This window comes from Priestia sp. YIM B13551 (genome assembly GCF_042787905.1).
Classification (GTDB): domain Bacteria; phylum Bacillota; class Bacilli; order Bacillales; family Bacillaceae_H; genus Priestia.
The window spans coordinates 22,598-45,894 of sequence record NZ_JBHZOX010000009.1; the positions used below are offsets into that span (position 1 = coordinate 22,598).

Genomic DNA, 23,297 nt, shown 5'->3' on the forward strand with positions numbered 1-23,297 from the left:
GGGATATAATCATTATTTTAGAGGTTTTTATCTTTTAAATAAATTTTTTATATTAGCTCTTTTTATTAGGTGCATAACTTGTTCAAACTCTATCATATAGTTCTAGTAATTGGAGGTGAAACGATAGATTATGACGACTCTATCACAGTTAAGTAAAGACCTAATTGGTGTGCTGTTACTAATGCTTTTTGGTTACTGTTTTTTCTTTGTTGATATAAATACAAATGATTTAGCCATTCCAGCATCTTTATTAAATGTAAACTCCATTTTTTTAAGCATTGTACTTGAAGCTATCCCCTTTATCTTGCTGGGAGTATTTGCATCTGCCCTTATTCAAGTATTTGTCTCAGAAGAATTCATTCAACGTCTGATTCCAAAAAATCCGTATATAGCTCTTTTACCAGCTGTTCTAGTAAGTGCTCTTTTACCGGTTTGTGAATGTGCCATTATTCCAGTTATAAGGCGGTTATTAAAAAAAGGAATGCCTCTTCATATCGGCATTGTCATTCTAGTTGGGGCACCCATTTTAAATCCCGTTGTCTTTGCTGCTACTTTTTATGCATTCCAGTCAAATACATCCATCGTCTACAGTCGTATGGGCCTGGCTGTTGTGGCTTGTCTGTTAATTGGTTTATCCGTTTATTTCTTTTTTAAAAATTCAAATCAGCTACGACATGTACACGTTCACGAACACGAAGAAGCAAACGTAGGCAATAAATTAAAACAAACGTTATATCATGCCGGTGATGAATTTTTCGACATGGGCAAATACTTATTATTTGGTGCACTCGTAGCAAGCCTGTTTCAAACCTTTTTAGATAGACAATTAGTAACAAGCCTTGCCAGCAATGATTACACGTCTTCTGCCGTTATGATGGGATTTGCCTATGTACTGTCACTTTGTTCAGAAGCAGATGCTTTTGTTGCTTCATCTTTTTCTCATACATTTTCACCTACGGCTCTTCTTGCCTTTCTGCTATATGGGCCTATGATGGATTTTAAAAACACAATTATGCTATTGTCTTTTTTTAAAAAACGTTTCGCATTTAGCCTTATTTTTATCATCACTGTGATTGTGTATCTCGTCGTCATGACTTATGGAATAGTTAGTAGATAGGAGAAGTGGTATGAAAAAAATTGATCAGCAGTTTGTTGTCTATATAAGGGGGATATTACTAATTGGCTTTTCACTACTTATGTTTAAACTCATATTAACGGGTAAAATCGTTCAATATATCGCGCCTAAAATGATGCCTTTTATATTATTTTCTTCTGGCACCTTTTTTTTGTTGGGAATTATACAAATTTGGCGAAGTAGCGTAAATAAGGATCTAACTTGTGAATGCAGTCATGATCATATGGAAAAAGGAAAAATCCGAACAACGTTTATTTACTCTTTATTTCTATTACCTATTATGAGTGGCTTTTTATTTTCAAATCACACACTTGATAGTTCCGTTGCAGTAAAAAGAGGGTTAAGTTTTTCAGTTAATACATCTGATAATCAGCAACAACCCGCAGATGATGAAAAAATTGAAGTCACTAATTCAGAACTGGAAAAAGATACGAATGATTTATTGTCTGGAGATTCAGATGAAACGCCAAAGAATGTTCCAACCACACATCAAAATAGTATTGCTGCTAAAGTGGCCCCTAAAGGTTTCTATGAATTACTCGAAAAGAAGCTAGTCAAACAACCAAAGATTTCTATAAATGACACCGACTATATTCCAGTCATGAACATTATTGAAAACAACACAAATCAGTTTATTGGAAAGAAAATTGAGGTCAACGGCTTTGTATATCGTGAAAAAGGATTTAAAGATAATCAATTTGTTGTTGCTCGTTTTGGGATATCCTGTTGTGTAGCAGATGCATCTGTATACGGCTTATTGTCTACACTAGAAAATGCCTCAGCATTAAAAAAAGATACTTGGGTTCATATAAAAGGAGTACTCAAAAAAACTACGTACAACGGAGAAAGTGTCCCCTATGTTCAGGTTCAACAGATTGAGTCCATTCATCAACCTAATAACCCATACGTATATGAACTTTATCAGGGTGAACAGCTCATAGGTCCTGGTGAATAGATATATTCTAAGATAGATCTACTTCATTAATGATAAGCTATACGCATTCAAAATAGTTATATTCTCCGATTATTATGTTAAAGTACTGCAAAACGTATGATTAGAAATGAAGGTGAAAAATATTAGATGACTTTTCACCATTCTTTCATTTTTCTATGATAAAGTACAAATGTAAAAAGAAATGTTCATGTAAATATTAAAGGATCTTTGTATAAAAAGAATATGATATCCAAAGATTTGTTTGAATTTGCATTTTTAAATAATATGGTCTTTATGGTTTTGATTAAGCTCACTTTCCTTGAGACTACTATTTGTTTATGTTATAAAGATAATTTTTTGTTACGACTATTGTATATATGTATTTTATTGTGAGATTGTCCCCTTTAGGTAAATAGTGTAATATCAATGTTTGTACGTGATATTACTCTCTATTTAAAGGGGCTTTTTTTATGTTTAGAAACAAATAGAAAATTTAAATATAAAGCACCATGATTATTTCTTAGTTGGAGTGAGTATAATGAGTTCATCTCTTTTACAAATGAACACCATTTTTATTAGTATTCTAATTGAAGCTTTACCATTCATATTATTAGGTGTAATTATTTCTGGTATTATTCAAATTTTTGTAACGGACGAAATGATGGCAAAAGCTATCCCTAAAAATAAGTTTGGGGCAATTGTTCTGGCAAGTGTAATTGGAGCTTTATTTCCAGCTTGTGAATGTGGAATCGTTCCTATTACAAGACGTTTAATGGCAAAAGGTGTTCCCTTATATGCTGCTATTCCGTTCATGTTAACAGGGCCTATTATTAATCCTGTTGTCCTATTTGCGACATTTGTGGCTTTCGGTAATGATTGGAAAATCATGATTGAACGTGGTGTTGTTGCCTTTCTTGTATCTTTAATAGTAGGTTTAATTTTAGCCTTTCAATTTAAAACGCCACAAGTTAAAAATGAAATACATGTACACACTGCTTCCAAGAAGATGAGTGAAAAAATAGGAGATGCTCTTAAACATACTATTGATGAATTCTTTTCTGTTGGAAAATTTGTCATTATCGGGGGGTTAATCGCAGCTGCCATGCAAACTTATGTGAAGACCTCTACCCTGATGGATCTCGGGCACGGCGTAGTATCTTCAAATTTAGTAATGATGGGCCTCTCTTATATTTTATCGCTATGTTCTTCAGCTGATGCTTTTATTGCTTCATCGTTTCGAAGTACATTTAATGATAGTGCAATTATAGCCTTTCTAGTATTTGGTCCTATGTTCGATATAAAAAATACATTAATGATGTTGAGCCAATTTAAGACAAAATTTGTTTTCTCACTATTTGTATACGTGTTTATTCTAGTATTAGTTCTATCTCTACTAATCATTCATTAAAAAGGAGGGATATTAATGTTTAGAGTTTTAATTTTGTTAGGCTTTACTATGATCTTTATGCACCTTCATGCAACTGGAGATATTTCAAAATATATTAACATGAAATATTCATGGATTTCATATGGAACAATTTTTTTACTGTGGTTTTTAACTATTGCAGAGCTAGTTTTTTATATGACAGGATCTGATGAGAAAGAGCAAAGTCATGACCATAATTGTGACTGCGGATGCGGTCATAGTCATGAATCACCGAACAAGTGGAAAAGACGGGCATGGTACCCTCTTTATTTCTTACCTGTTTTAACCGTCTTCTTTTTGCCTGTAGCTACACTTGATTCAAATATTGTTGAAGCAAAAGGATTTCATTTTCCTATTTATGATAAAAAAGATCCTTACTCCTCACATCAGTTTCTACAACCAGATACGAGTTCTTTTTATGGAGAAGATGCATACGATAAAATGATTCATAAAGATTTAAAAAAGTTTTCAAAAGGGAAAACCATTAATTTAGAAGATGAAGAATTTTTAAATGCGATGGAAACCATTTATCGATATCCTGGTGAGTTTACTGGAAAACAAATTAAGTTTAAGGGATTTATGTACCACACCAAAGAATTAAAAGACAATCAGTACTTTTTATTTCGTTTTGGAATTATTCATTGTATAGCTGATTCAGGTGTGTTTGGTATGTTAGTTCAATTTCCGGATGATGTATCATTTAAAAATGATGATTGGGTAATGGTAACTGGTGAAGTAAGTACGATGTATTATCAACCATTTAAAAAGACAATCCCCATTGTAAAAGTAACAAAAATAAAACGTGAAGAAAAACCAGATGATCCTTATGTATATCGTAATAATCAATAAATAAGAATAGAAAACGCAGGCTAACAAATGTTAACCTGCGTTTTTAGATTACTGTATAATTAGATCTTTAATAAAAATAATTAGCTCTGCTTCTTTCTTCTTAAACTGAAAATCAATGAAATAATGCCTAATACTAATGCAATAATGGAGAAGACAAATCCGATATTTTTCTATATTAAGTGTCAAAAGTATTGTAGAGGTAAAGCAATAGAATCGAATAGAGAATTTAAGCAGCTTATTTTTCTTACTTATAACGTATGTTTTTTTCTTTACCCTTTCCCAAACTATTTCATTCGATATATGTACCATTATAGGCGTCATTTTTTTGCGCAAAAAAGGCAATCCACCACGTTTTCATGAATATAGATAGGAGAATAATGAAGAAAAGGAAGATGTGAATGATAAAAAAGTCATCTATTCCTATTTTAATTTTAGTGATCCTATGGACAATTATTCTTTGCCTAGAAAAACAAGTTATTGTGGCCTGCTTTTTATGGATCGTTTATAGCGCCTTGCAGTTTTTTGGAAGGAAATAGTCTTCTAAAGATTTTTAGGAAAGTATATGAATAGTACATAAGAGGATTTCTAATAGACCTTTAAATTTCTTTAGCAATACTACGAACTTAATCTCCTTACATAAACAAAAGACACTGGCTCTTAACCAGTGTCTTTTGTTTGTAATTTTATTTTGCCCTCAATAAATTTTATAGAAAAGTCATTCAAGTAAATCATTAGACGCTTTTCAGTTCCCTTGGATCCGTTACTTTGTTTTTGTATTTCTTTTCATATTTATTAAACATGGATATATTCGCTAGTACTCCTACAGCAAACAGAAGCAATGTAAGAGAAGAACCACCATAACTTACAAAAGGTAATGTTACACCTGTGATAGGAAGAAGGCCTGTTACTGCTCCTAAGTTAACAAATGCTTGAATGCCAATCATGACCGAAATACCGATAGCTAACAAGGCACCAAAAGGATCGTTGCATCTTCTTGCTATTTTTAAGCCTTGAAAAATAATAAAAAATAGCAATCCTAATACAAGCAGAACTCCCCAAAAACCTAATTCCTCAGCAATAACTGCCATAATAAAGTCTGTATGAGACTCAGGTAGATATCCAGCCTTTTGAATGCCTTGTCCTAATCCTTCACCTGATAGTCCCCCAGTACCTATAGCTAGGTAGGAGTTAACCAATTGGTAGCCATCTCCTTGCTGATTCGCAAAAGGATGGAGAAAACCAGTAAAACGAGCTAAACGAACGGGAGAAAAAACGGTAGCCATCTGTCCTGTTACTAATAAAACGATGAGCATAATGATCACACCTACTACTCCCAGTAAAGCAATCTTTAGCATGGATTTTCTAGAGATGCCTGAACATAAAACTATCGCTGAAACTGTTCCTAAAATAAGGAGAATTCCACCGTAATCGGGTTGTAAAGCAATTAAGAAACAAATAAAAAACACGATAAGGATAGGTGGAATAATAGCGCGCTTTAAATCGTTGATATACTCTTGTTTATTCGCAAAAACAGCCGATAGATATACAATGATCGTTAGTTTCGTAAATTCTAGTGGTTGTATTCTAATCGGACCCAGTATAAGCCAACTCTGTGCATTCCCGGCGGTATGCCCAAAAATAAGGACCAAAGCAAGAAGCATAATTACTGTTATTAATAAGATTTTTAATACTTTTTTTTCTCGATAAATTTTATAGGGAATAAAAGCAGAAACACAGAAAAAGAAGAATCCTGCTATCAGAGCAAGTTTTTGCTTTTGATAAAAATAATCCCCTTCTACACCATAACGACTAACAGCCGTTACCATACTAGCACTGTAAACCATGACTAAACCGATAAGGCTTAGAACGATTAAGGCTACAATAAATTTGTAATCATAACATTTTACTATTTTCTTAAACATAAAAACTCCTCGTTCCTTGCAAGTATAAGATTCTTATTTTCATTAGAAAAAAAAGATTCTTAGTAAATTATATAAAGTAAAAAGAACACTCAATAGTATCATAACAGTTCCCTGTATTTTGTTCTTTCCTACGATATAATCATTTACCCCATGTAGGATAAAAGATATTGAAACCACAAAAATGGCTACATTGTACCAATAATAGCTATCTAGTACCCAAGCTATGTTCATACAAATAAGTAATACAATTAAAGTTGTGTTTCGGATTCGATTTTGAGTAAAAATTTGTTGGTATTTCATAAAGATCTCCCATTACGATGTCTTTTTAGTATATCGACATTTACCTTCTATCTTCGATACTTCATATCACCTTATTGACCCATATTTACCTTCCAAATTGTCAAGATAGGTATCTTCTTATTTTGCAATGAATTAGGAAGTACATGAATTTTGGTATATAATAAGGTGTTTTTCATGTTTTAATTATAATCATTAGGAGAAAGAAAACAATAAATTACTAATCTTTTCTTAATTTCTTTCTACACTATTAATCATTAAACTTATAAATGAATGTGATTATAAAGAAAGGCTTACCTAGCCTCATTACAGTTAACAGTGAACAATAAGAAGAGGTGATATATCCTTGGGTGACGTAAATAATTTCTTTCATTTCTTACTACTAGACATCATCCTAAGTTTTCTCCTCCTTTATTGCTTTATTTTCATAGATAAATATGGTCGTGAAAAATAAAGGGACAAAAAAAGAAAAAAGGGAAAAATATCAAAAAGATTTTATTATCTTATTAGCAGTGGGATTAATTGTTTATTTTATGTAAAATAATATACAGTACAGAAACTTTAATCATATGGAGGAGCAGCATCATGATTAGAACATTGGCTATTACACAAGATTTACATATAAAGCAAGATGTACCTCTTAATCACTTATCTCATCCTTCAATTAAATGGTTCTGGGTAGATTTTGCCTCTCCATCTGAAGAAGAAGGAAAAATGTTAGAGACATTTTTTCATTTTCATCCTTTAGCTATCGAAGATTGCTTTCATTTTTTACAACGACCTAAACTTGATTATTATGAAGAGTACAGTTTTTTGGTTCTTCATTATTTAAATAGTAAAACACTAGATATTGAAGAATTAGACTTATTTATTGGAGAAAATTATTTAGTCACGTTTCACTACAAACCATTACCAAGTGTAGAAACAGTTTGGCAACGCCTTTTACAAAATCCAAATGGATTTAACAAAGGCGTATCTTATATCGCTTATGCCATCTTAGATCAATTAGTAGATGATTACTTTCCTATTGTCTACGAAATCGAGGATCAGCTAAATGAAATTGAAAGTAGAGACGCCAAAAAGTCAATTGCTGTACTAATGGATGATGTTTTTGATATCCGAAGCGATTTATTAAAGCTCAGAAAAACTATTCTCCCTATGCGTGATCTACTCTATCGAATTATTAATTCTGAACGTTTAAATATACCTGCAGAGCAGAAAGTCTATTTTAATGACATTTATGATCATTTGTTAAAATTAACGAACATGGTGGAAGCCAATCGAGATATGACATCAGATATGAGAGATAATTATCTTTCCATTAATGCTAATCGGATGAACTCCATTATGATGACATTAACAATTATCTCCTCTATTTTCATCCCCCTTACATTTGTTGTAGGGTTATATGGGATGAACTTTGATCATATGCCTGAACTTCACTGGCACTATGGGTATTATATTGTTTTAGGAATTATGGCTTTAATGACTATCGGTATGATTTTTTGGTTTAGACGAAAAGGCTGGTTTAAAGTCAATAAGTAGAATGCTTTTCTCTTTACTATACATAAGTTTTTCGTACGTTGAGTAAACTACTCAAGATGCCTGAACGGTGTCTTCCATTGCAACCTTGTATTAAGAAAGAAGGCTGTTCTCCCTGGCAGCTTTCTTTCTTGTTTTCTTAACATATACACCCCACAAAAGCATAAGCTGTTGGAATAAAAGTCTCTGTTGCTAGTCTAGAAATAGTTTTGCCAACCTCTAATGGAAATTACAGAAAATAAACTGGGATATTAAGTACATCGTGAAAATAGAGAAAAAGGTTCTGGTACAAAAACTCCAAATTACTCTGAAGTTTTTGTACCAGAACCGAATAAGGTTACCTTTTTTATTTAACTACTAAAGAAACTTCCACTTTTTCTTTTTCTCTTATAATGATGATGTCCGTAGCTTCCGTGATGGTCACGGCTTTTTCTATAATCATCACTACTGCTATAACTCTTAAAGGGCTTTGATCTTCCTCTTTTGTAATCACTACTACTATAATGCTTATGTTTGTTATTCGTTAGTGAATCAAACAGTTTCTTGAACATGGTTTAATCACTCCTCATAATTAGTTTAAATCTATAAAAAACAAAAAACGCTTTTATCTTTTTAGTAGATAAAAGCGCTTGATGTATAAACACAGACTTCACCTAACTAAAAATGTAGGCAAAGGTCTTGCTAACAATTAAGATTGCCAACAAAGCCGGAAACATTCTGTTTCGTAGTGACGACTTTTGTTGTACAGCTACTCCCCTTTGGAGTATTAAGTTTGTTCAATGGTAACGTAAATCAATTGTATAAGTCAATTGATAACTAATGAGTAATTATCTTTTAGAATCTTATTCTTACCGTTTATCTCAACCTAAAATCCTTCTAAAAAGCCACTCTTTTAGAGTGACTTACATTACACAAATATTAATATGTTATTATATAATTATGTGAATTTGTTGTTTTATTACAAAAATAAAACCCTTAAACATTATTTTAGTGTTACACTTGAGAGTTGTGTAACTAACTTATCTAGATAATCCATATACTTTTTAAAACATTTAAGTACAAGTGCCATGACGTTACGATTTTCTACACCTCGTTAAAACCAAGTATACATAAATATCACCTCAAATAGCTTAAATTCACATTGATAAGCACTATCTTATAGGAATTCACCGGATTGTAAGAACCACTTCATCCTTTGAAAAGTAATTTGCCCAAACCTGTTATCCTCTCTGCTTCTTTCTGTTTTTCAAGAAAGCAACAAGAAGAAGCAGAGGAGGAATAATTGCGTAGAGTGGAATATTCAGAACAACTGGTGCTATCTTTAGCCCTTCATGGAGATGTTCTTGAAAATTACTCGCAATTGTAACAGACAAAAATAGAATAATGAGACCCATTGGATACGCCAGTCGTGAAGGTGATTTAATCTTAAATAGGTTAGCCGTGCCTATGACGGCCGCATAGAACAACACGCTTACCTTAAAGAAACCACAGATTATCAAGGCTAGCATAAAAAACACATCAAGACGTTCTAAGAAATCAGCTACTTGAATGCTCTGTACTGTACTAAGAAGAGGGAACTGTGAACGTGCAGTCAGGTTAACGCCAAGTACACTAATATTAATGAGCATCGTAATAACCAAATTGATTCCACTTAATCCCGTTGCACATAACATGGTTACCTTTGCCTTTTTAGGGTTATTTAGGTAAGGTAAAATCATTGTAAACACAATGGCTTCTGCAAAAGGGAAATACATGGTTTGAGTAAATACAACTTTTAGGACGGGTAACATGCCCTCTTCAAGTACCGGTTGTAATTTCGTAACATCAATTAAACCAGAACTCACAATCAAAATAAATCCAGTGACGGCAAGTACATACATAAAAATGAAAAAAAGCTCCCCTGATCTCGCTATGACCTCGATTCCTTTGCGGACCGTATAAATAATAACCAACATCAATAAGGCATTCGCGATGAATAAAGGCGTGTCCGGATAGGCAAAGGTTAGCAGCATTTCACCAAAATCACGTAGAACTCTTGCAGCATCATACATAAAGTAAAGGAGGTAGACAAAGGCAAGTACAGTTCCCATCACTTTACCTAGAATATTTTGCATATACTCCGTAGGCAAGAGATCAGGATAATACGAATAAAGCCTATAATAGACTAATAATAGAACAAAACTGCATCCCATTCCAAGTAGAATCGCAAGCCAAGCGTCCTGTTTGGCTCCCATAGCAAGAGGTACCAGTAAAGCACTTCCCAGTTCGAACAGAACCATTAAAATAAAGAGCTGACTGGCACTAATTTTTGCTTTCTCCATTTAACTGGCACCTCCTTTTCTTCACTTTTGATTCTCTTTTATCCCTGAAAGAAACGACTTATTTCGTAAGCCAGCTCGACGTACATAAGCTTCCACAGTAATATCTACGTTTAATTTTGGAAAGTACAAATTACTCCATTCTACTTCTAGTTTTTTCCATTGATTTGGCCTAGTACGGTGAACGACTTCGCCGAATCCAAAGATATCAGCTTTGTCTTTCTGAGCATGTTCAATGGCTTTTTGCAGCTCTTTTTTAATTTCTTTTCTCAATGCTTGTTCGATCTTTGTAATGACTTTTGGATTGGTTATATCTACAGGTACCTCCATTTCACCAATGTCTCCTTCAACACGCGCATGAACGGAAATATGAGGTTGACCATTCTTCACTTGGGCAGATACACTTGTTTTTTGACGTACGGTTTGATAGGCAATAGCTTCTTTTTTTCCATCCCAATCGATGTTGATATCTGTTCCTTGTATTTCATCTAGAATCCACACCGTTCCTCTTGCTGTGCCTCCGTAAAGCCAATCTATTAATTTTCCTTTTCTTAAAACGGCGAGTCCCGAAGCTCGAAGTGTTGCTTCAGGCGCACTTTCTTGAAGGTTCTCCAGCTTTTGTGCTTTCTGTGGATTCCCAACCAGACGAAATCCTGATACGACGGCTTCTTCTCCAGGAGATTGGAGTCCATTCATTACGTCTTGGAGCGAAATTTTTACAGTCTCTCCCCATTTTCTTTGGGCGAATTCTAATGTTTTCATCACTTTATTCGCTGGAATCTTATCAACGGGTGTTAATGCTTTAACCAAATCTGCGGCAGTTGAATGATTCGCAATCACCATGGTTGAAGTATTCCGAAACTCAGGGTCACGGTCAAGAGCATCTATTAATGGGTTAACCCCATCTTCTCTTACCATCCTCTCACCAATAACGATTAAGTTTGCATGGGCATAATACAGCCTCCGGGAAATCCTACTTGAAGCCCGTCTACTTGCTTCGACTAAATTGTTTCCTGAAGCTGAATAGATAGTAACAGGTGGACTTTGCGTACCACCTCCACCTTGTATGCCTCCTGCTACGTTCCCTGGATTAATAATTTGGAGCGTTAGATGATAGCTTCCACCTTTGGTTTTGTCCACACCCATTGCTGATACAATGGCAAGGTCCGTTAACTCCTTTTTACTCCAACAACTGGAGAGCAAGACAGTAATCATCGTCATCAATAAAAGAAAAGCCCCTTTACGTTTCATTATTGTCACCTTCTTCGCGGTCTTTGTTTGAACGCATAAAAAATGAATCCTTTAACACCACAACTTCTCCCCACTTTCACTTGACGAACGACGAAATCTGAACTGTTTCCTGTTTAATGATGTTAAGATTCGTTCATGGTAAATCCTGTATATGTTCTACTGTATAATCCGTACATTGATTTGTATTATCATGGTGACATTTCTTTATTATGTTTTGATCTTCAAAGGATAAAGACATAGTTCCAGCGCTTTCTTACCTTTGGATATTTTAACCATATATAGAATTTTTATGTGAAAGTAAACAAAAGTGTTTCTACGTTATACTAGAAGAAAGAAAAGAAGAGGATGGTTGGGATAACATAGTATAAAATAGATAAAAAAGCCCATCGACCTAAGTGGATGGGCTTTACCTTTCCTATATGAATTATTAAACTAACTAACGTGTTTTTTAATTTTGGGTTCAGGCTTTATTAGTAACGAGGATAAAAATTCATAAATAATTGCGAATACCAAGGATTGTTTACGCTCCTTCAGTCTATATTTAATTTGACTTACATGTAATCATAAAAATAAAAAGTAAAAACTGATTTGTATTACATGGATCAAGTGGGAAATTTGCATCATAAGATCATAAAGATAGATTATAGTAAAAAAAGATAATTTCTCATAGTCCTATTTTAAAAAAATTATTATATGTTTTTTTCCTTTTTTTCTCTACTCGAAATGCTTTTGAACTTAAATGTAATTAGTTATAGATTAGAAATGTATCGTTCAAAAATACGTATACTTTTCCCTATTTGTAAAAGTATAGATTCACAAATAAAAAGCTCCTTATCATAGAAGAAATAGAGCCTTTTACCATATTGTTTCCGACAACAGTGATTATGTTAACTGGATTGTTATACCATGTACAGACTAAAAACAGAAAAAACTACCTGCACGGTGACATAAGGTAGTTTTTTCTAGTCGTAAAATATAGATGTTCAGCTGATGCTCTATTGCATCTTGAGTAGTTTGTTCATAATAGAAGAAGGTATTCATGATTTGGACTACTTGTGCCTATAACGGCGAATAGGTTGACCAAAGTATATATTTAAAGTAGATTTTTTAACCAATAAGAATCTTTTCTTCTGCATACCGAATTTTAGCTTGTTTATTTGAACGAATCGCAAGTACAAAACCAATGGTAAGAGGACCCACTCTGCCAATAAACATCATAATCGTAATGAGAATTCGTCCGATAGGACTTAAGTCGCCTGTAAAGTTAGCACTTAATCCAACTGTTCCAGAAGCAGAAAACGTTTCAAACAAAAGAGTAGACATATCTACACCTTTTTCTGTAATTGTAAGTAGAAAGAAAATAATAGAAACAAAAATAATTCCAGAAGTAGCAATAGAAAAAGCTCTATAAACAAGCGATTTAGGAATTCGGCGTCGAAAAACATTAATCTCTTCTTTATTTGTCAATACCGACCATAAAGCAAACAATATTAAGACAAACGTAGTTATTTTAATTCCACCGCCTGTTGAACCTGGGGCTGCTCCAATAAACATAAGACCCATCATATACACTTTTGAAGGTAAGGTGAGCGCTCCGATATCCAAGGTATTAAAACCAGCAGTACGAGGAACTACACCCTGAAAGTAAGCTGCCCACCATTTATCACTCATGCTTAATTCACCCAAAGTATGAGGGTTATGATATTCTAAAGCGAAAATAATGAGTGTGCTCACCACATTTAGTGCAATCGTTGAAACTAATACAATTTTAGTATGAAGAGAAAACTTCCTTATGTTTCGCTTCTGAAAAATATCTGCAATGACAAAAAATCCAGTTCCTCCTATTATGAAAAGTAACGTAATCATAATATTTACGGTTGGATCTCCTACCCACTTACTTAAATTATCTGGTTCCAAACCAAATCCTGCATTGTTAAAAGCAGATATAGAATGAAATATTCCATAATAAATAGCCTTTCCCCAGCTCATTTCTTGAGACCAACGAATAGCTAGGATAAGCGCTCCAATACCTTCCACAGCCAATGTAATTAGCACAACACGTTGGACTAATGCAATAACGCCTTGTAGCGAAAAAGCATTTAGAGATTCCTTAAGTATTAACCTTTGTTGTAATCCAATTTTTTTTCCTAGTACAATAAACATGAGTATACCGATAGTCATGAATCCCCAGCCACCAGCTTGGATAAGCACAAGCAGAATGAGCTGTCCAAATAAAGTAAATGTAGTACCGGTATCTACCACAGCCAGTCCTGTTACACATACAGCAGAAGTGGCTTCAAAGAGAGCATCAATAAAGCTTAAATGGTGTCTATCGCTTGTAGCAGCAGGAATCATTAATAAACCGGTGCCGAGCAATATTAATCCTAAAAATCCTACGAACAAGATACTTGCAGGTTCTAGGTGCTTCACTTTATGTTTTTTACGTGGCTTAGAAATTAGCATATTACATTTCCCTTCAGAATGTTTTGAATAAAGGTTCATTATATAATATACCCATTTATTTCAAAAGATGGTCATTACTTTTATTCCCCTCATAGTTTCCGATAATATCCATTATGGTAACTAAAAATGTATACTTTTACGGACGATATATTTAAACCTATTACAAGATGTTAGAGTAATTATTATCGATAACAAAATAAAAAACCCTTATTTTCAATAATATACAGATATTGCATTCATTGTTCTCGGAATCATCGTTTACACATCATCTGTTAAGTAGCGATGGATAGAAGAAAACACTTTATCTCGTATCAGCTCTTCTTCATTTAATAAATGATGTTTTCCATTCTCTATAAGTTCAACCTCTATATTTGGAAACTTCTTTAGTAAGAAACCAACATTATATCTCCAATCCACTGTTGTGTCCTTTTTTCCCTGGAGGATGAGAACAGGGACAGAACTGGAATTCCCCTTCTTAATCAATTCATTCCATCTTATCAATGCTTCTACCCAACTGAGAGGGACCTGATCATGCTGTAACGGATCATTCTTCACAAAACGCAAAAACTTTGCATCTGATGAATTGTTTCGAAGCATCCTTTTCAAATTCCTGGTGAACGTTTTTAAAGGCTTTATCAAAATGGTGATTGCATTCCAGCGATAAGGCCGAACGAGGGGCGAGACAAGCACTGCTTTTCGAACCTGAGACGTTTCAGGGTTATTCAATATATAATCGACTGCAGCAGCAGCGCCCGTACTATGAGCCACGATATAGACGGGCAGAGAGCTTGAAGACAGGTGTCTACGCACAACTTCTCGAATACTTTCTGTATAGAGAGAAAACTCCGAAATGGCTCCCCGTTCTCCTGTTGACAATCCATGTCCCGGTAAATCAAATGTCAACACATGAAACCCTTGTTGAATCAAGAAACGAATGACAGTACTTAGTACTCCAGCATGATCATAATAACCGTGAAGAAGAAGAATATGAGCTTTTACCGGTAAGGGACGAAAAGATTGGATAAACAGCCGTTCATGGACAAACGATTCAAACCCGTAACGATACATTATGTTCTCTGTTGGGAGATTGTAAAACTCACTGTAACGTTTCATGTTTTCATTCATAGGGCGTGAATCGTATGTAAAGCGAAAATGCTGATCATTTTGAATACTTTTAATAACTTGTTTCATATTCGACCTCTGTGTCTCCGTAATTTATTTATGTCATTTAATAATGAAAAATGAAGAACCAAAAGAAAAATTTATGGTGCAAAGATTGGATTCGTTTAAAAAAGATATATGGATTTTTACTGAAATCTAGTCTTATGCAACTAGTTAATAGGTGAGCTTCGCTTGATTAACAATATATCGATTAATAATAGGTTGTACTCATATTTTGTAAATAGAAGATGGTCATATCACTTCTATGTAATTAAGTCATCGATGTTTATTTTTTTGATTATTAAAAGCTCTATGCAGTAAAAACTGCATAAAGCTTTTAATAATCAACGGTAACTCAATTGCTATACAAAACATACTATTGTAAATGCAGTTTTTATTGCTTGGATAAACCGTTTTTCATCTGGTTTCTACTGCTCATTGTTTGCATAGTTGGTGACCCTGTTTTATTTCCATTTCCTCTTATTATCCAAATAACTAAAGTCCCAATTCCTATGCTTAAAAGTGACAGTAGCATGCCTCTGTTATTATTTTTCTTCCCAAATAGGCCATTAACATTAAATAAAGAAGTTAGCTGCTGTACATTATTCATTATGCAAATCCCTCTTTGATAAGTGTTTGAAAGAAAGCCCTCTTCCAACATCTTTATTTTTTACCGACGCTACATATATATACTGGGAAAATGATGCTATCATTACTTGGATTTTCAAATTATTTCCTGTGATTATTTTAAAAGCAATGTGAACCTTAATACATATATGACTATTAGAAGGAGTGAAAAAGGAATGAAGACAAAAAAATATTTATTGGGACTCTTATCAACTATTTTATCAGTAGGGTTTCTTTTTGGTTGTAATGATAAAAAGGATGAAGCTGAGCCTGATCCAACTGAAGAACCGTCTGAACAAAAAGCTCAGAATAATCGTGACAACAATAATCTACAAGACGTGGGATTTCAACCTGACGGTGTTCAAAATAATAATGTAAATAATAATAATCAGACACAATTAGAGGTAGCCGATGAAGCTGCGGATCGTATTGCTAAATTAAATGAAGTAGACACTGCAAATGTGATTGTTACAAACCGAAATGCATACGTGGCTGTTGTTTTAAAGAATGAAGCAAACGGGGAGGTAACCGACCGTTTAAAAAAGAAGATTTCGGATCAAGTAAAAGCTACAGATAAAGATATTCGAAATGTGTATGTGTCATCCGATCCTGATTTTGTGAATCGTATGGAAGGGTACGGAAATCGAATTAATGAAGGTTCGACAAGAAATGGCCTATTTGAAGATTTTACTGAAACCGTTAAAAGAGTATTCCCTAACAATCGTTAAATAAAAATGATGAGATATAACAAAGCAATTTTTTATGTTTTAAAAAGAGAGACCTCCTTATAGATTAAGGAGGTTTCATATATGCTTCTCTCTATTATACGAAATGACTTAATAGTTATTTTTGGTTCGGTTTTTGCTATCATAGGAGTATTGATCATGTAATGGATTCTTCATTAGGAGAGAAGAGTCTGTCTATCTAAAATTGAAGGAGAAAATCGGGATAGATTATAAAATATTCAGGATAATTAATCAACTGGCAGGTCGCTATTCTGTATTAGATATGCTGATGATATTGATTTCAAATAAGGTACGTTATCTATTCGTTTTTGTATTAATGTTAATGTGGTTTCGGGGCTATTCACAAAGAAAAGTGACCGTATATGCCGTCATATCTTCGACTTTTACGTGGTTGATTAACATGTTAATTCAATGTTTTTATTTTAAGCCTCGTCCATTTATGAAGCGTCGTGCCGGCATCCTTATTCCTTCAAAGATGAACTCCTCATTCTTAAGTATACATACGTTGCTTACAACTGCGGTATCCACTTCTATTTTTCTACGTGAACGTATTCTTGGGTCAGTTATGTGGATATTATCCTTGTTAACAGGATTCTCAAGGATTTTGGTAGGGCATCATTATCCCTCTGATATTATCCGAAGCCTCTTTATTGGTAGCTTGACAAGTATTATCGTTGAGAAAGTCTTTGGTTCTCTAAAAATAATGAACCGAAAATCAAAAAAGTATTATGCGCAAATACGTAAATGAAGCATTTTCATTAGCTAATAATGTCTCGATTCTGTACTTGCTTTAATAATTGGTTAAAGCAGTTGCTATAGCGAAGGCTTCTACTAATAACGATAAGATAAAGCGCTCAAGGAAAAAATCACCTAAGTGCCTCATTTTCAGTTATAAAATATGTATTTAGGCTGATGAGCTAAACAATCTTACCGATCTCCTGTAGTTTATCATCGAGTTTTATACATATGAGATTTTAAAAGTATTCATTGCTTAAGTCTCTTTTTGTTTTATAACTAGATCTATTTAAGACAAATCCTGTAATTAGTTCATTAAATTGAACCCACTTTTTTGTAGGCAGTTGGTGACCCTGTTGTGGTAAAACAAAGAATTCAGCATGCTTACATTTATTTTTATACTCTTTCATATAGTGAGTAGTCCAATCCTTTTTCCCACCATATATAAACAACAAAGGCATAGTTAAATGATGAAGTTTGTCTAAACAGTTATAGTGTAATGAATGATTATAATACTGATACCATGATTCTTGATCTGCTTTTTTCATATAACTAACTAGGCTCTTTCTTAGTGTCTTGTCCCGAGTATGACTCATAGCAAGGCTTTTTATTAATATATTTAGGTGTTCTTTTACCATATACATTCCCATTTTATGTAATAGTTGTCCAGGTATATCTCTTACTATAGGGTAAGTTCCTGAGAAAACTAATAATTCGATTCTATCGGGATGAGAAATAGCCAGCTCTTGAGCAATTAGACAGCCAGCAGAATAACCACATATAATAGCCTTATCTAAATGCAGCGCATCCATAAAACGTAATACTTCGTTTGCATAGAAGGAAATTGATACAGTTTGTTTAGCTTTGGGGCTTCGTCCATGACCACTTAAATCTGGAAAGATGACTCTCATGTGTTTGGATAAATTGTATTGATAATGGAAGACTTTATTTCCCATGCCAGGTGGATGAATAAAGATGACTGGCATACCCTGTCCACGCTCTTCATAATACAAGTATTTATTAGTGTCTATTTCAATAAAAGGCATGATTATTTCTCACTCCAAAATCAATTAATAATTACTTTTTAGTTAAGGTTAATCTAGTTTATGAAAACCAAGGTCTTTTTTTATCTTACATTTAACTCAATATAATTAATTATTTGTGCTGTATTGTTTAAAATCAAAGAACTTTTTTATTATTTATTATGAGGTGATTATAGGGAGACTATACAGACTAAAAAGGGGGAGATTTTAGAATTGTTAATAGGATTCTGATAATGCTGATTATGTGAACTAAACATGTATAAGATACACAGCTTAAAAAGCAGAAAACCTCCCATCGGTTGGAAGGGAGGTTTTCTGCTTTTTAGGAGTTTGCTATAGTATGATAATTTATCCATCTTGAGTAGTTTGCTTAAAAGATAAACTTTTATTCATTTACATAAAAAAAACATTCATGACAGGTAGCTAAAGCTTATACATATAGTAAGAGATAAATTGACTAAAAAGGTGATTATTATATTTCGAAAAATACCGGTTGTTCTTGTCGGAAGCTTATTATTAAGTATAGGAATTAATGGATTTTTAGTTCCTCATTATTTGTTGGATGGAGGAACAATTGGAATTGCTCTCATCCTTCACTATTATTTTGAATTTCCTACAGGTGTAACGATGATTATTTTGGGTTTTCCATTATGTTGGTTTGCTTGGGTTTATGAAAGAACTTATTTTTATAATAGTTTTTATGGGTTAGTTATTTCTTCTTTATTGATTGATTGGCTAGAACCTATTAAAGACCAGTTTCAACTTCCTGTTTTTCCTAGTGTAATCCTTGGAGGAGTGTGTATTGGGACAGGGATTGGTCTTATGCTTCGATATGAGACAAGCACTGGAGGAACAGATTTACTAGCACAACTTATATCAAAAGCTTTTTCTTTAAACATAGGGATGGTTATTTTAATTATAGATGGTTTTATCATAACAGCAGGGCTTCCTTTGTTAGGACCTAAAACGTTTCTTTTTTCATGTTCGACAATTTTTATAGGTGGAATGACGACTTCGTTAATTACTAAAAAAGAATAATTTGGATAAAAGTATTGTTAAAATTACTTTTATTATGTAAAATTTTCTTATAAAACAGACTATGTGTTACTGGCGTAAACATGGAGAACCATGAGGAAGCACATAGGTAACGGCCGTACGCCTGGGCAGAGTATTTGAACATGAGTTCAAATACTTTTTTTATTTTGAAGGGAGATTTTTAAGTGAATGAAATTTGTTTACGATATGGGATGAATCCAAATCAAAGTAAAGCTAAAGTTCAGAATGCTGAGAACACGCCTATTAAAATCTTAAATGGAGAGGCGAGTTATATTAACTTTCTAGATGCATTAAATGCTTTTCAACTGGTCCGAGAGCTTCGACAGGCGACTGGTCAACCTGCAGCTGCATCTTTTAAACACGTAAGTCCAGCAGGTGCAGCTGTGTACTCTCCACTAAATAAGACACTTAGTGAATCCTATTTTATTGAAGGCGTAGATTTGTCTCCTTTAGCTATTGCTTATGCAAGAGCGCGTGGGACAGATAGGATGTCTTCATTTGGAGATTGTGCTGCTTTTAGTGATGAAGTGGATATAACTGTAGCTAGTCTCCTCAAAACAGAGGTTTCTGATATGATTGTTGCACCACGCTACACTCAAGAAGCATTAGAGAATTTGAAACAGAAAAAGAAAGGAAAATATCTAATTTTAGAGATTGACCCAAACTATGTGCCTGATCCAATTGAAAAAAGAACGGTATTTGGCATTACTCTAGAGCAACAAAGAAATGATGTACAGATTGGGAAAGAAGTTTTTAATCATATTGTTACGACTCAATGTGATATTCCTGATAATGCAAAGAGAGACCTTCTTGTTGCTCTTATTACATTGAAATATACACAATCAAACTCTATTTGTTTCGCTTTAGATGGCCAAACGATTGGAATTGGTGCTGGACAACAGTCTCGTATTCATTGTACAAGGTTGGCAGCTGAAAAAGCTGACAACTGGTGGCTAAGACAACATCCAAGGGCTCTTAACATGAAGTTCAGAGAAGGCATTTCTCGTGTAGAAGTGAATAATGCAATTGATGGATGGCTGAATGATGATATTACTGAGGTAGAAAATGAACAATGGAAACAGTGTTTTGAAGAAGTCCCTACTAGGCTAAGTAAGAGTGAAAAACGAGAATGGCTAAAAAGTTTAAAAGGCGTTTCCTATGCATCCGACGCTTTTTTACCTTTCCGTGATAATATCGATCGTGCGGCTCAAAGTGGCGTTAAATATGTGGTTCAAACAGGAAATTCTTTACGAGATGAACAAGTTACACAGGCAGCAAATGAATACGGAATGATCATGGCACATTCAGGTATACGTGTATTCCATCATTGAGATATGAATTAAATATATTAGCCCAATAGAGCCAAGACCTTATAAGGGAACTGGCTCTTTTATGACCTTTCCAATAATTTGTGTTTCGTTAACTAACTCCGTATATTGTATATAGTTAAAACAAAAGTATTAAGCCTTTATTTCTTCGCCTAAGTTTTGGATTAATTCTTTTGTGGTTAAAACTGTAGCAAACTCATTGTCTAAAGTAGCTAATGACACATTATGTATTTGTTCAGCTGAATAATACGTATTGTCTGCCCCTTTTATTGCAAATGCAGCTGTTGCATCTGATACTAAGTACGTTTCAAATCCTAAATTACCACTCATTCGAGTAGTAGTTGAGACACAATGTGGAGTTGTTAAACCTACTATTACAACCTTTTCTATTTGGTTTTCTTTTAAATGTTTTTCAAGTCCAGTTCCTATGAATGCACTATTTACTTTCTTTTTAAAAATCGGTTCATTTTCAGCTGGGACTGCAATATCTTTAAAATCTGAACTTGGTTTACTAGGATGAAAAATCGAATGGTCGTTATCAGATATATGCTTAATATGTATAATTGGGTATTTCTTTTCTCTCCATGTCTTTAACAGAACTTGAATATTGTCTTCAGCATTGAGATTATTTCTTATCCCCCACTTTTCATCTTCAAAAGCCCTTTGAACATCGATAATAATTAAAGCCGTATTGCTGAAATCTTTTCTCATATGTAATTCTCCTCCACTCTTTTCTACATATTTTAACATTTATGTTAGATTGGTGAATTAAAAATAAGAATTTTATTTAAGTATATAAACTTCCTAGAACCAGTATTATATTGGCTATTGGTGCATATTATATACACTTCGAAGAAGGATAGATTTCGTAAGTTCATGCTATATAATATAAGATTTTAATTTGATATAATATTATTTTGAATTTTTTACCACAAAAATCAATAGGGGGATACAATGAAATGAGTAAAAAAACAGCTTTGTTGCTTATAGATGTTCAAAACATCATGTTTTCTTATGAAGGTGGATCTTTATGGAATGAACAGCAAGTACTTAAAAATATTATTTATCTAAGGGAAAACGCGCACAAATCTAATATACCAATTATCTATATACAGCATACAGACTCCAGTTCCGATAGTATGCTTAGCGAAGGAAAAGTCACATGGGAAATCCATCGGGATGTTCGCCCCCTACCAACAGACACAGTTATTCAAAAGTCTTCTTGGGACGCATTTTATCAAACAACTTTACATAAAAAACTTCAGGAACTTGAAATCGGAAAATTAGTCATTGCAGGTATGCAAACTGAATTTTGTTTGGATACTACTTGTAGAAGAGCATATAGCTTAGGGTACAAAGAGAATATCTTAGTAAAAGATGCCCATAGCACATTTGATACGGCTGTGCTTTCAGCTTCTAAAATAGTAGAACATCATAATAATATGCTAGGTGGCAGATTCGTTACACTAAAACAAGTAAATGAAATTATATTTTAAGCTAAAAAATAACTTATCACATGAACAAAAGCAGCCATTTAAAGGCTGTTTTTTGTTCTTAGAACGGTGATTATGTTAACTAACTTTTATAAGATATATAGCTTTTAAAAAAAATGCTTAACAACAAGAAACCCCCCTACACATTTGAGGAGGGTTCTTGTTGCTAATATTAAGGGTGTAATTGCTTGTTGCTTACATATCATTTAATATTTTTGTAGATATTTATTATAACCCAGTAAACCATTTTGAAAAAGAAGAAAATGAAAACGATTACTTTTTATTTAAATTAAAATGTACCTTTTCTATTTCAAGCCTGTAGGCAACACTGTAGTAAGTAAAAATGGGAGCATTTATTCTTTTATCGCTGATATACAACAGAACGGTTTTTGGACACTTATTTTCACTTGTCTAAAGCCCTCTTCTCCTAATAAACTTTGAATATATTTAGGCGAATAATGAAGAAATTCCTTAGTATGCCTCATTCTATCCAGTTCCTCACTTAAAGTAAATGTGATGAATACCTCACCTTCAGGCTTTAATACTCTTTGAATTTCCTGTAGTCCTTTTACTAAATCGGACCAAAAGTATACTGTATGAATAGTATATACTTTGGTGAAATATTCTGCAGCAAAAGGAATATGTTCAACGTTTCCTTCAGTAATCTCTGCCTTATGACTTGCTATAAAGCCTCTATTTACTTGTTTAGCCTTGTTCACCATAGATAAAGAGATATCGATTCCACATATCTTTTCAATATCTTCATACTCGTTTAGAAGTCTATTCAACGTTGTACCAGTTCCCATTCCAATTTCAAGAATACGATCGCCAGACGACGGCTTTATAAGCTCAACTGTCCACCCATTAGCTTTTTTATTGCCCTTTTCCATATAAGAACCTATCCATTTTGCCAAAATACCTCTAGGGTTACTTAACTGTTTACCTAGCCACTGGTTAAACATATTTCCCCC

The 23,297-nt window shown here is 33.6% G+C and carries 20 protein-coding genes and 1 riboswitch; of the genes, 10 read left to right on the forward strand and 10 right to left on the reverse strand.

Features of this window, described 5'->3' with window-relative positions:
• The first annotated feature begins 130 nt into the window (after nt 1-130).
• From ACFX4N_RS26500 to ACFX4N_RS26515, 4 genes are all read left to right on the forward strand, one after another.
• On the forward strand, nt 131-1,117 hold the full coding sequence (locus ACFX4N_RS26500; RefSeq protein ID WP_057275065.1) for a permease: 987 nt from the start codon (nt 131-133) through the stop codon (nt 1,115-1,117).
• 10 nt (nt 1,118-1,127) lie between these two features.
• Nucleotides 1,128-2,090 (forward strand): TIGR03943 family putative permease subunit, encoded by a 963-nt coding sequence (locus tag ACFX4N_RS26505; RefSeq protein WP_057275066.1) that lies wholly within the window; start codon nt 1,128-1,130, stop codon nt 2,088-2,090.
• A 517-nt stretch (nt 2,091-2,607) separates the two neighbouring features.
• A complete protein-coding gene (locus ACFX4N_RS26510) occupies nt 2,608-3,477 on the forward strand; it encodes a permease (protein WP_057275067.1) in 870 nt (289 codons plus the stop codon).
• A 15-nt stretch (nt 3,478-3,492) separates the two neighbouring features.
• Nucleotides 3,493-4,344, forward strand: a complete 852-nt coding sequence (locus tag ACFX4N_RS26515) for a TIGR03943 family putative permease subunit (RefSeq protein ID WP_057275068.1) — start codon at nt 3,493-3,495, stop codon at nt 4,342-4,344.
• A 731-nt stretch (nt 4,345-5,075) separates the two neighbouring features.
• Here ACFX4N_RS26515 and ftsW read toward each other — a convergent pair.
• Entirely contained in the window at nt 5,076-6,266 is a 1,191-nt protein-coding gene (ftsW, locus tag ACFX4N_RS26520; protein WP_192101085.1) for a putative lipid II flippase FtsW, read from the reverse strand.
• 882 nt (nt 6,267-7,148) lie between these two features.
• On the opposite strand from ftsW, the gene corA reads away from it, so the two are divergent.
• Complete coding sequence (gene corA, locus ACFX4N_RS26525; RefSeq protein ID WP_057275072.1) at nt 7,149-8,108, forward strand: magnesium/cobalt transporter CorA; 960 nt, start codon at nt 7,149-7,151, stop codon at nt 8,106-8,108.
• A gap of 347 nt (nt 8,109-8,455) precedes the next feature.
• Here the strand turns inward: corA and ACFX4N_RS26530 are convergent, their stop codons facing one another.
• The 6 genes from ACFX4N_RS26530 to ACFX4N_RS26555 form a co-directional block, all read right to left on the reverse strand.
• A complete protein-coding gene (locus ACFX4N_RS26530; protein ID WP_082611984.1) occupies nt 8,456-8,656 on the reverse strand; it encodes a hypothetical protein in 201 nt (66 codons plus the stop codon).
• A 669-nt stretch (nt 8,657-9,325) separates the two neighbouring features.
• Nucleotides 9,326-10,426, reverse strand: coding sequence for a GerAB/ArcD/ProY family transporter (locus tag ACFX4N_RS26535; RefSeq protein WP_057275073.1), 1,101 nt, complete (start codon nt 10,424-10,426; stop codon nt 9,326-9,328).
• Nucleotides 10,427-10,447: 21 nt separating this feature from the next.
• A complete protein-coding gene (locus ACFX4N_RS26540; RefSeq protein WP_328126445.1) occupies nt 10,448-11,674 on the reverse strand; it encodes a Ger(x)C family spore germination protein in 1,227 nt (408 codons plus the stop codon).
• A gap of 1,107 nt (nt 11,675-12,781) precedes the next feature.
• Nucleotides 12,782-14,137, reverse strand: coding sequence for a TrkH family potassium uptake protein (locus ACFX4N_RS26545; protein WP_192101083.1), 1,356 nt, complete (start codon nt 14,135-14,137; stop codon nt 12,782-12,784).
• A gap of 258 nt (nt 14,138-14,395) precedes the next feature.
• On the reverse strand, nt 14,396-15,328 hold the full coding sequence (locus ACFX4N_RS26550) for an alpha/beta hydrolase (RefSeq protein ID WP_192101082.1): 933 nt from the start codon (nt 15,326-15,328) through the stop codon (nt 14,396-14,398).
• Between the two features lie 364 nt (nt 15,329-15,692).
• Nucleotides 15,693-15,908, reverse strand: coding sequence for a hypothetical protein (locus ACFX4N_RS26555; protein WP_057275077.1), 216 nt, complete (start codon nt 15,906-15,908; stop codon nt 15,693-15,695).
• 193 nt (nt 15,909-16,101) lie between these two features.
• On the opposite strand from ACFX4N_RS26555, the gene ACFX4N_RS26560 reads away from it, so the two are divergent.
• On the forward strand, nt 16,102-16,653 hold the full coding sequence (locus ACFX4N_RS26560) for a YhcN/YlaJ family sporulation lipoprotein (RefSeq protein ID WP_057275078.1): 552 nt from the start codon (nt 16,102-16,104) through the stop codon (nt 16,651-16,653).
• 340 nt (nt 16,654-16,993) lie between these two features.
• Nucleotides 16,994-17,419: a phosphatase PAP2 family protein gene (locus ACFX4N_RS26565; protein WP_321175227.1), complete on the forward strand. Its 426-nt coding sequence runs from the start codon at nt 16,994-16,996 to the stop codon at nt 17,417-17,419.
• 226 nt (nt 17,420-17,645) lie between these two features.
• Here ACFX4N_RS26565 and ACFX4N_RS26570 read toward each other — a convergent pair whose 3' ends face one another.
• A complete protein-coding gene (locus ACFX4N_RS26570) occupies nt 17,646-18,452 on the reverse strand; it encodes an alpha/beta fold hydrolase (protein ID WP_057275079.1) in 807 nt (268 codons plus the stop codon).
• Between the two features lie 450 nt (nt 18,453-18,902).
• Here ACFX4N_RS26570 and ACFX4N_RS26575 point away from each other — a divergent pair, with 450 nt between their 5' ends.
• Together ACFX4N_RS26575 and ACFX4N_RS26580 are read left to right on the forward strand one after the other, a co-directional pair.
• A complete protein-coding gene (locus tag ACFX4N_RS26575) occupies nt 18,903-19,487 on the forward strand; it encodes a YitT family protein (protein WP_082611985.1) in 585 nt (194 codons plus the stop codon).
• A gap of 55 nt (nt 19,488-19,542) precedes the next feature.
• Nucleotides 19,543-19,621, forward strand: a riboswitch (ZMP/ZTP riboswitch).
• Nucleotides 19,622-19,669: 48 nt separating this feature from the next.
• On the forward strand, nt 19,670-20,836 hold the full coding sequence (locus ACFX4N_RS26580; protein ID WP_192101081.1) for a phosphoribosylaminoimidazolecarboxamide formyltransferase: 1,167 nt from the start codon (nt 19,670-19,672) through the stop codon (nt 20,834-20,836).
• Between the two features lie 129 nt (nt 20,837-20,965).
• On the opposite strand, the gene ACFX4N_RS26585 is transcribed toward ACFX4N_RS26580, so the two are convergent.
• Nucleotides 20,966-21,544 carry a cysteine hydrolase family protein gene (locus ACFX4N_RS26585; protein WP_055991461.1) on the reverse strand — a complete coding sequence of 193 codons (579 nt, stop codon included), beginning with the start codon at nt 21,542-21,544 and terminating at the stop codon, nt 20,966-20,968.
• 248 nt (nt 21,545-21,792) lie between these two features.
• Between ACFX4N_RS26585 and ACFX4N_RS26590 the strand changes: the two genes are divergently transcribed.
• Nucleotides 21,793-22,329, forward strand: coding sequence for a cysteine hydrolase family protein (locus ACFX4N_RS26590; protein ID WP_057275081.1), 537 nt, complete (start codon nt 21,793-21,795; stop codon nt 22,327-22,329).
• Nucleotides 22,330-22,679: 350 nt separating this feature from the next.
• Here ACFX4N_RS26590 and ACFX4N_RS26595 read toward each other — a convergent pair whose 3' ends face one another.
• Nucleotides 22,680-23,288 (reverse strand): class I SAM-dependent methyltransferase, encoded by a 609-nt coding sequence (locus tag ACFX4N_RS26595; RefSeq protein WP_057275082.1) that lies wholly within the window; start codon nt 23,286-23,288, stop codon nt 22,680-22,682.
• Nucleotides 23,289-23,297 lie beyond the last annotated feature (9 nt).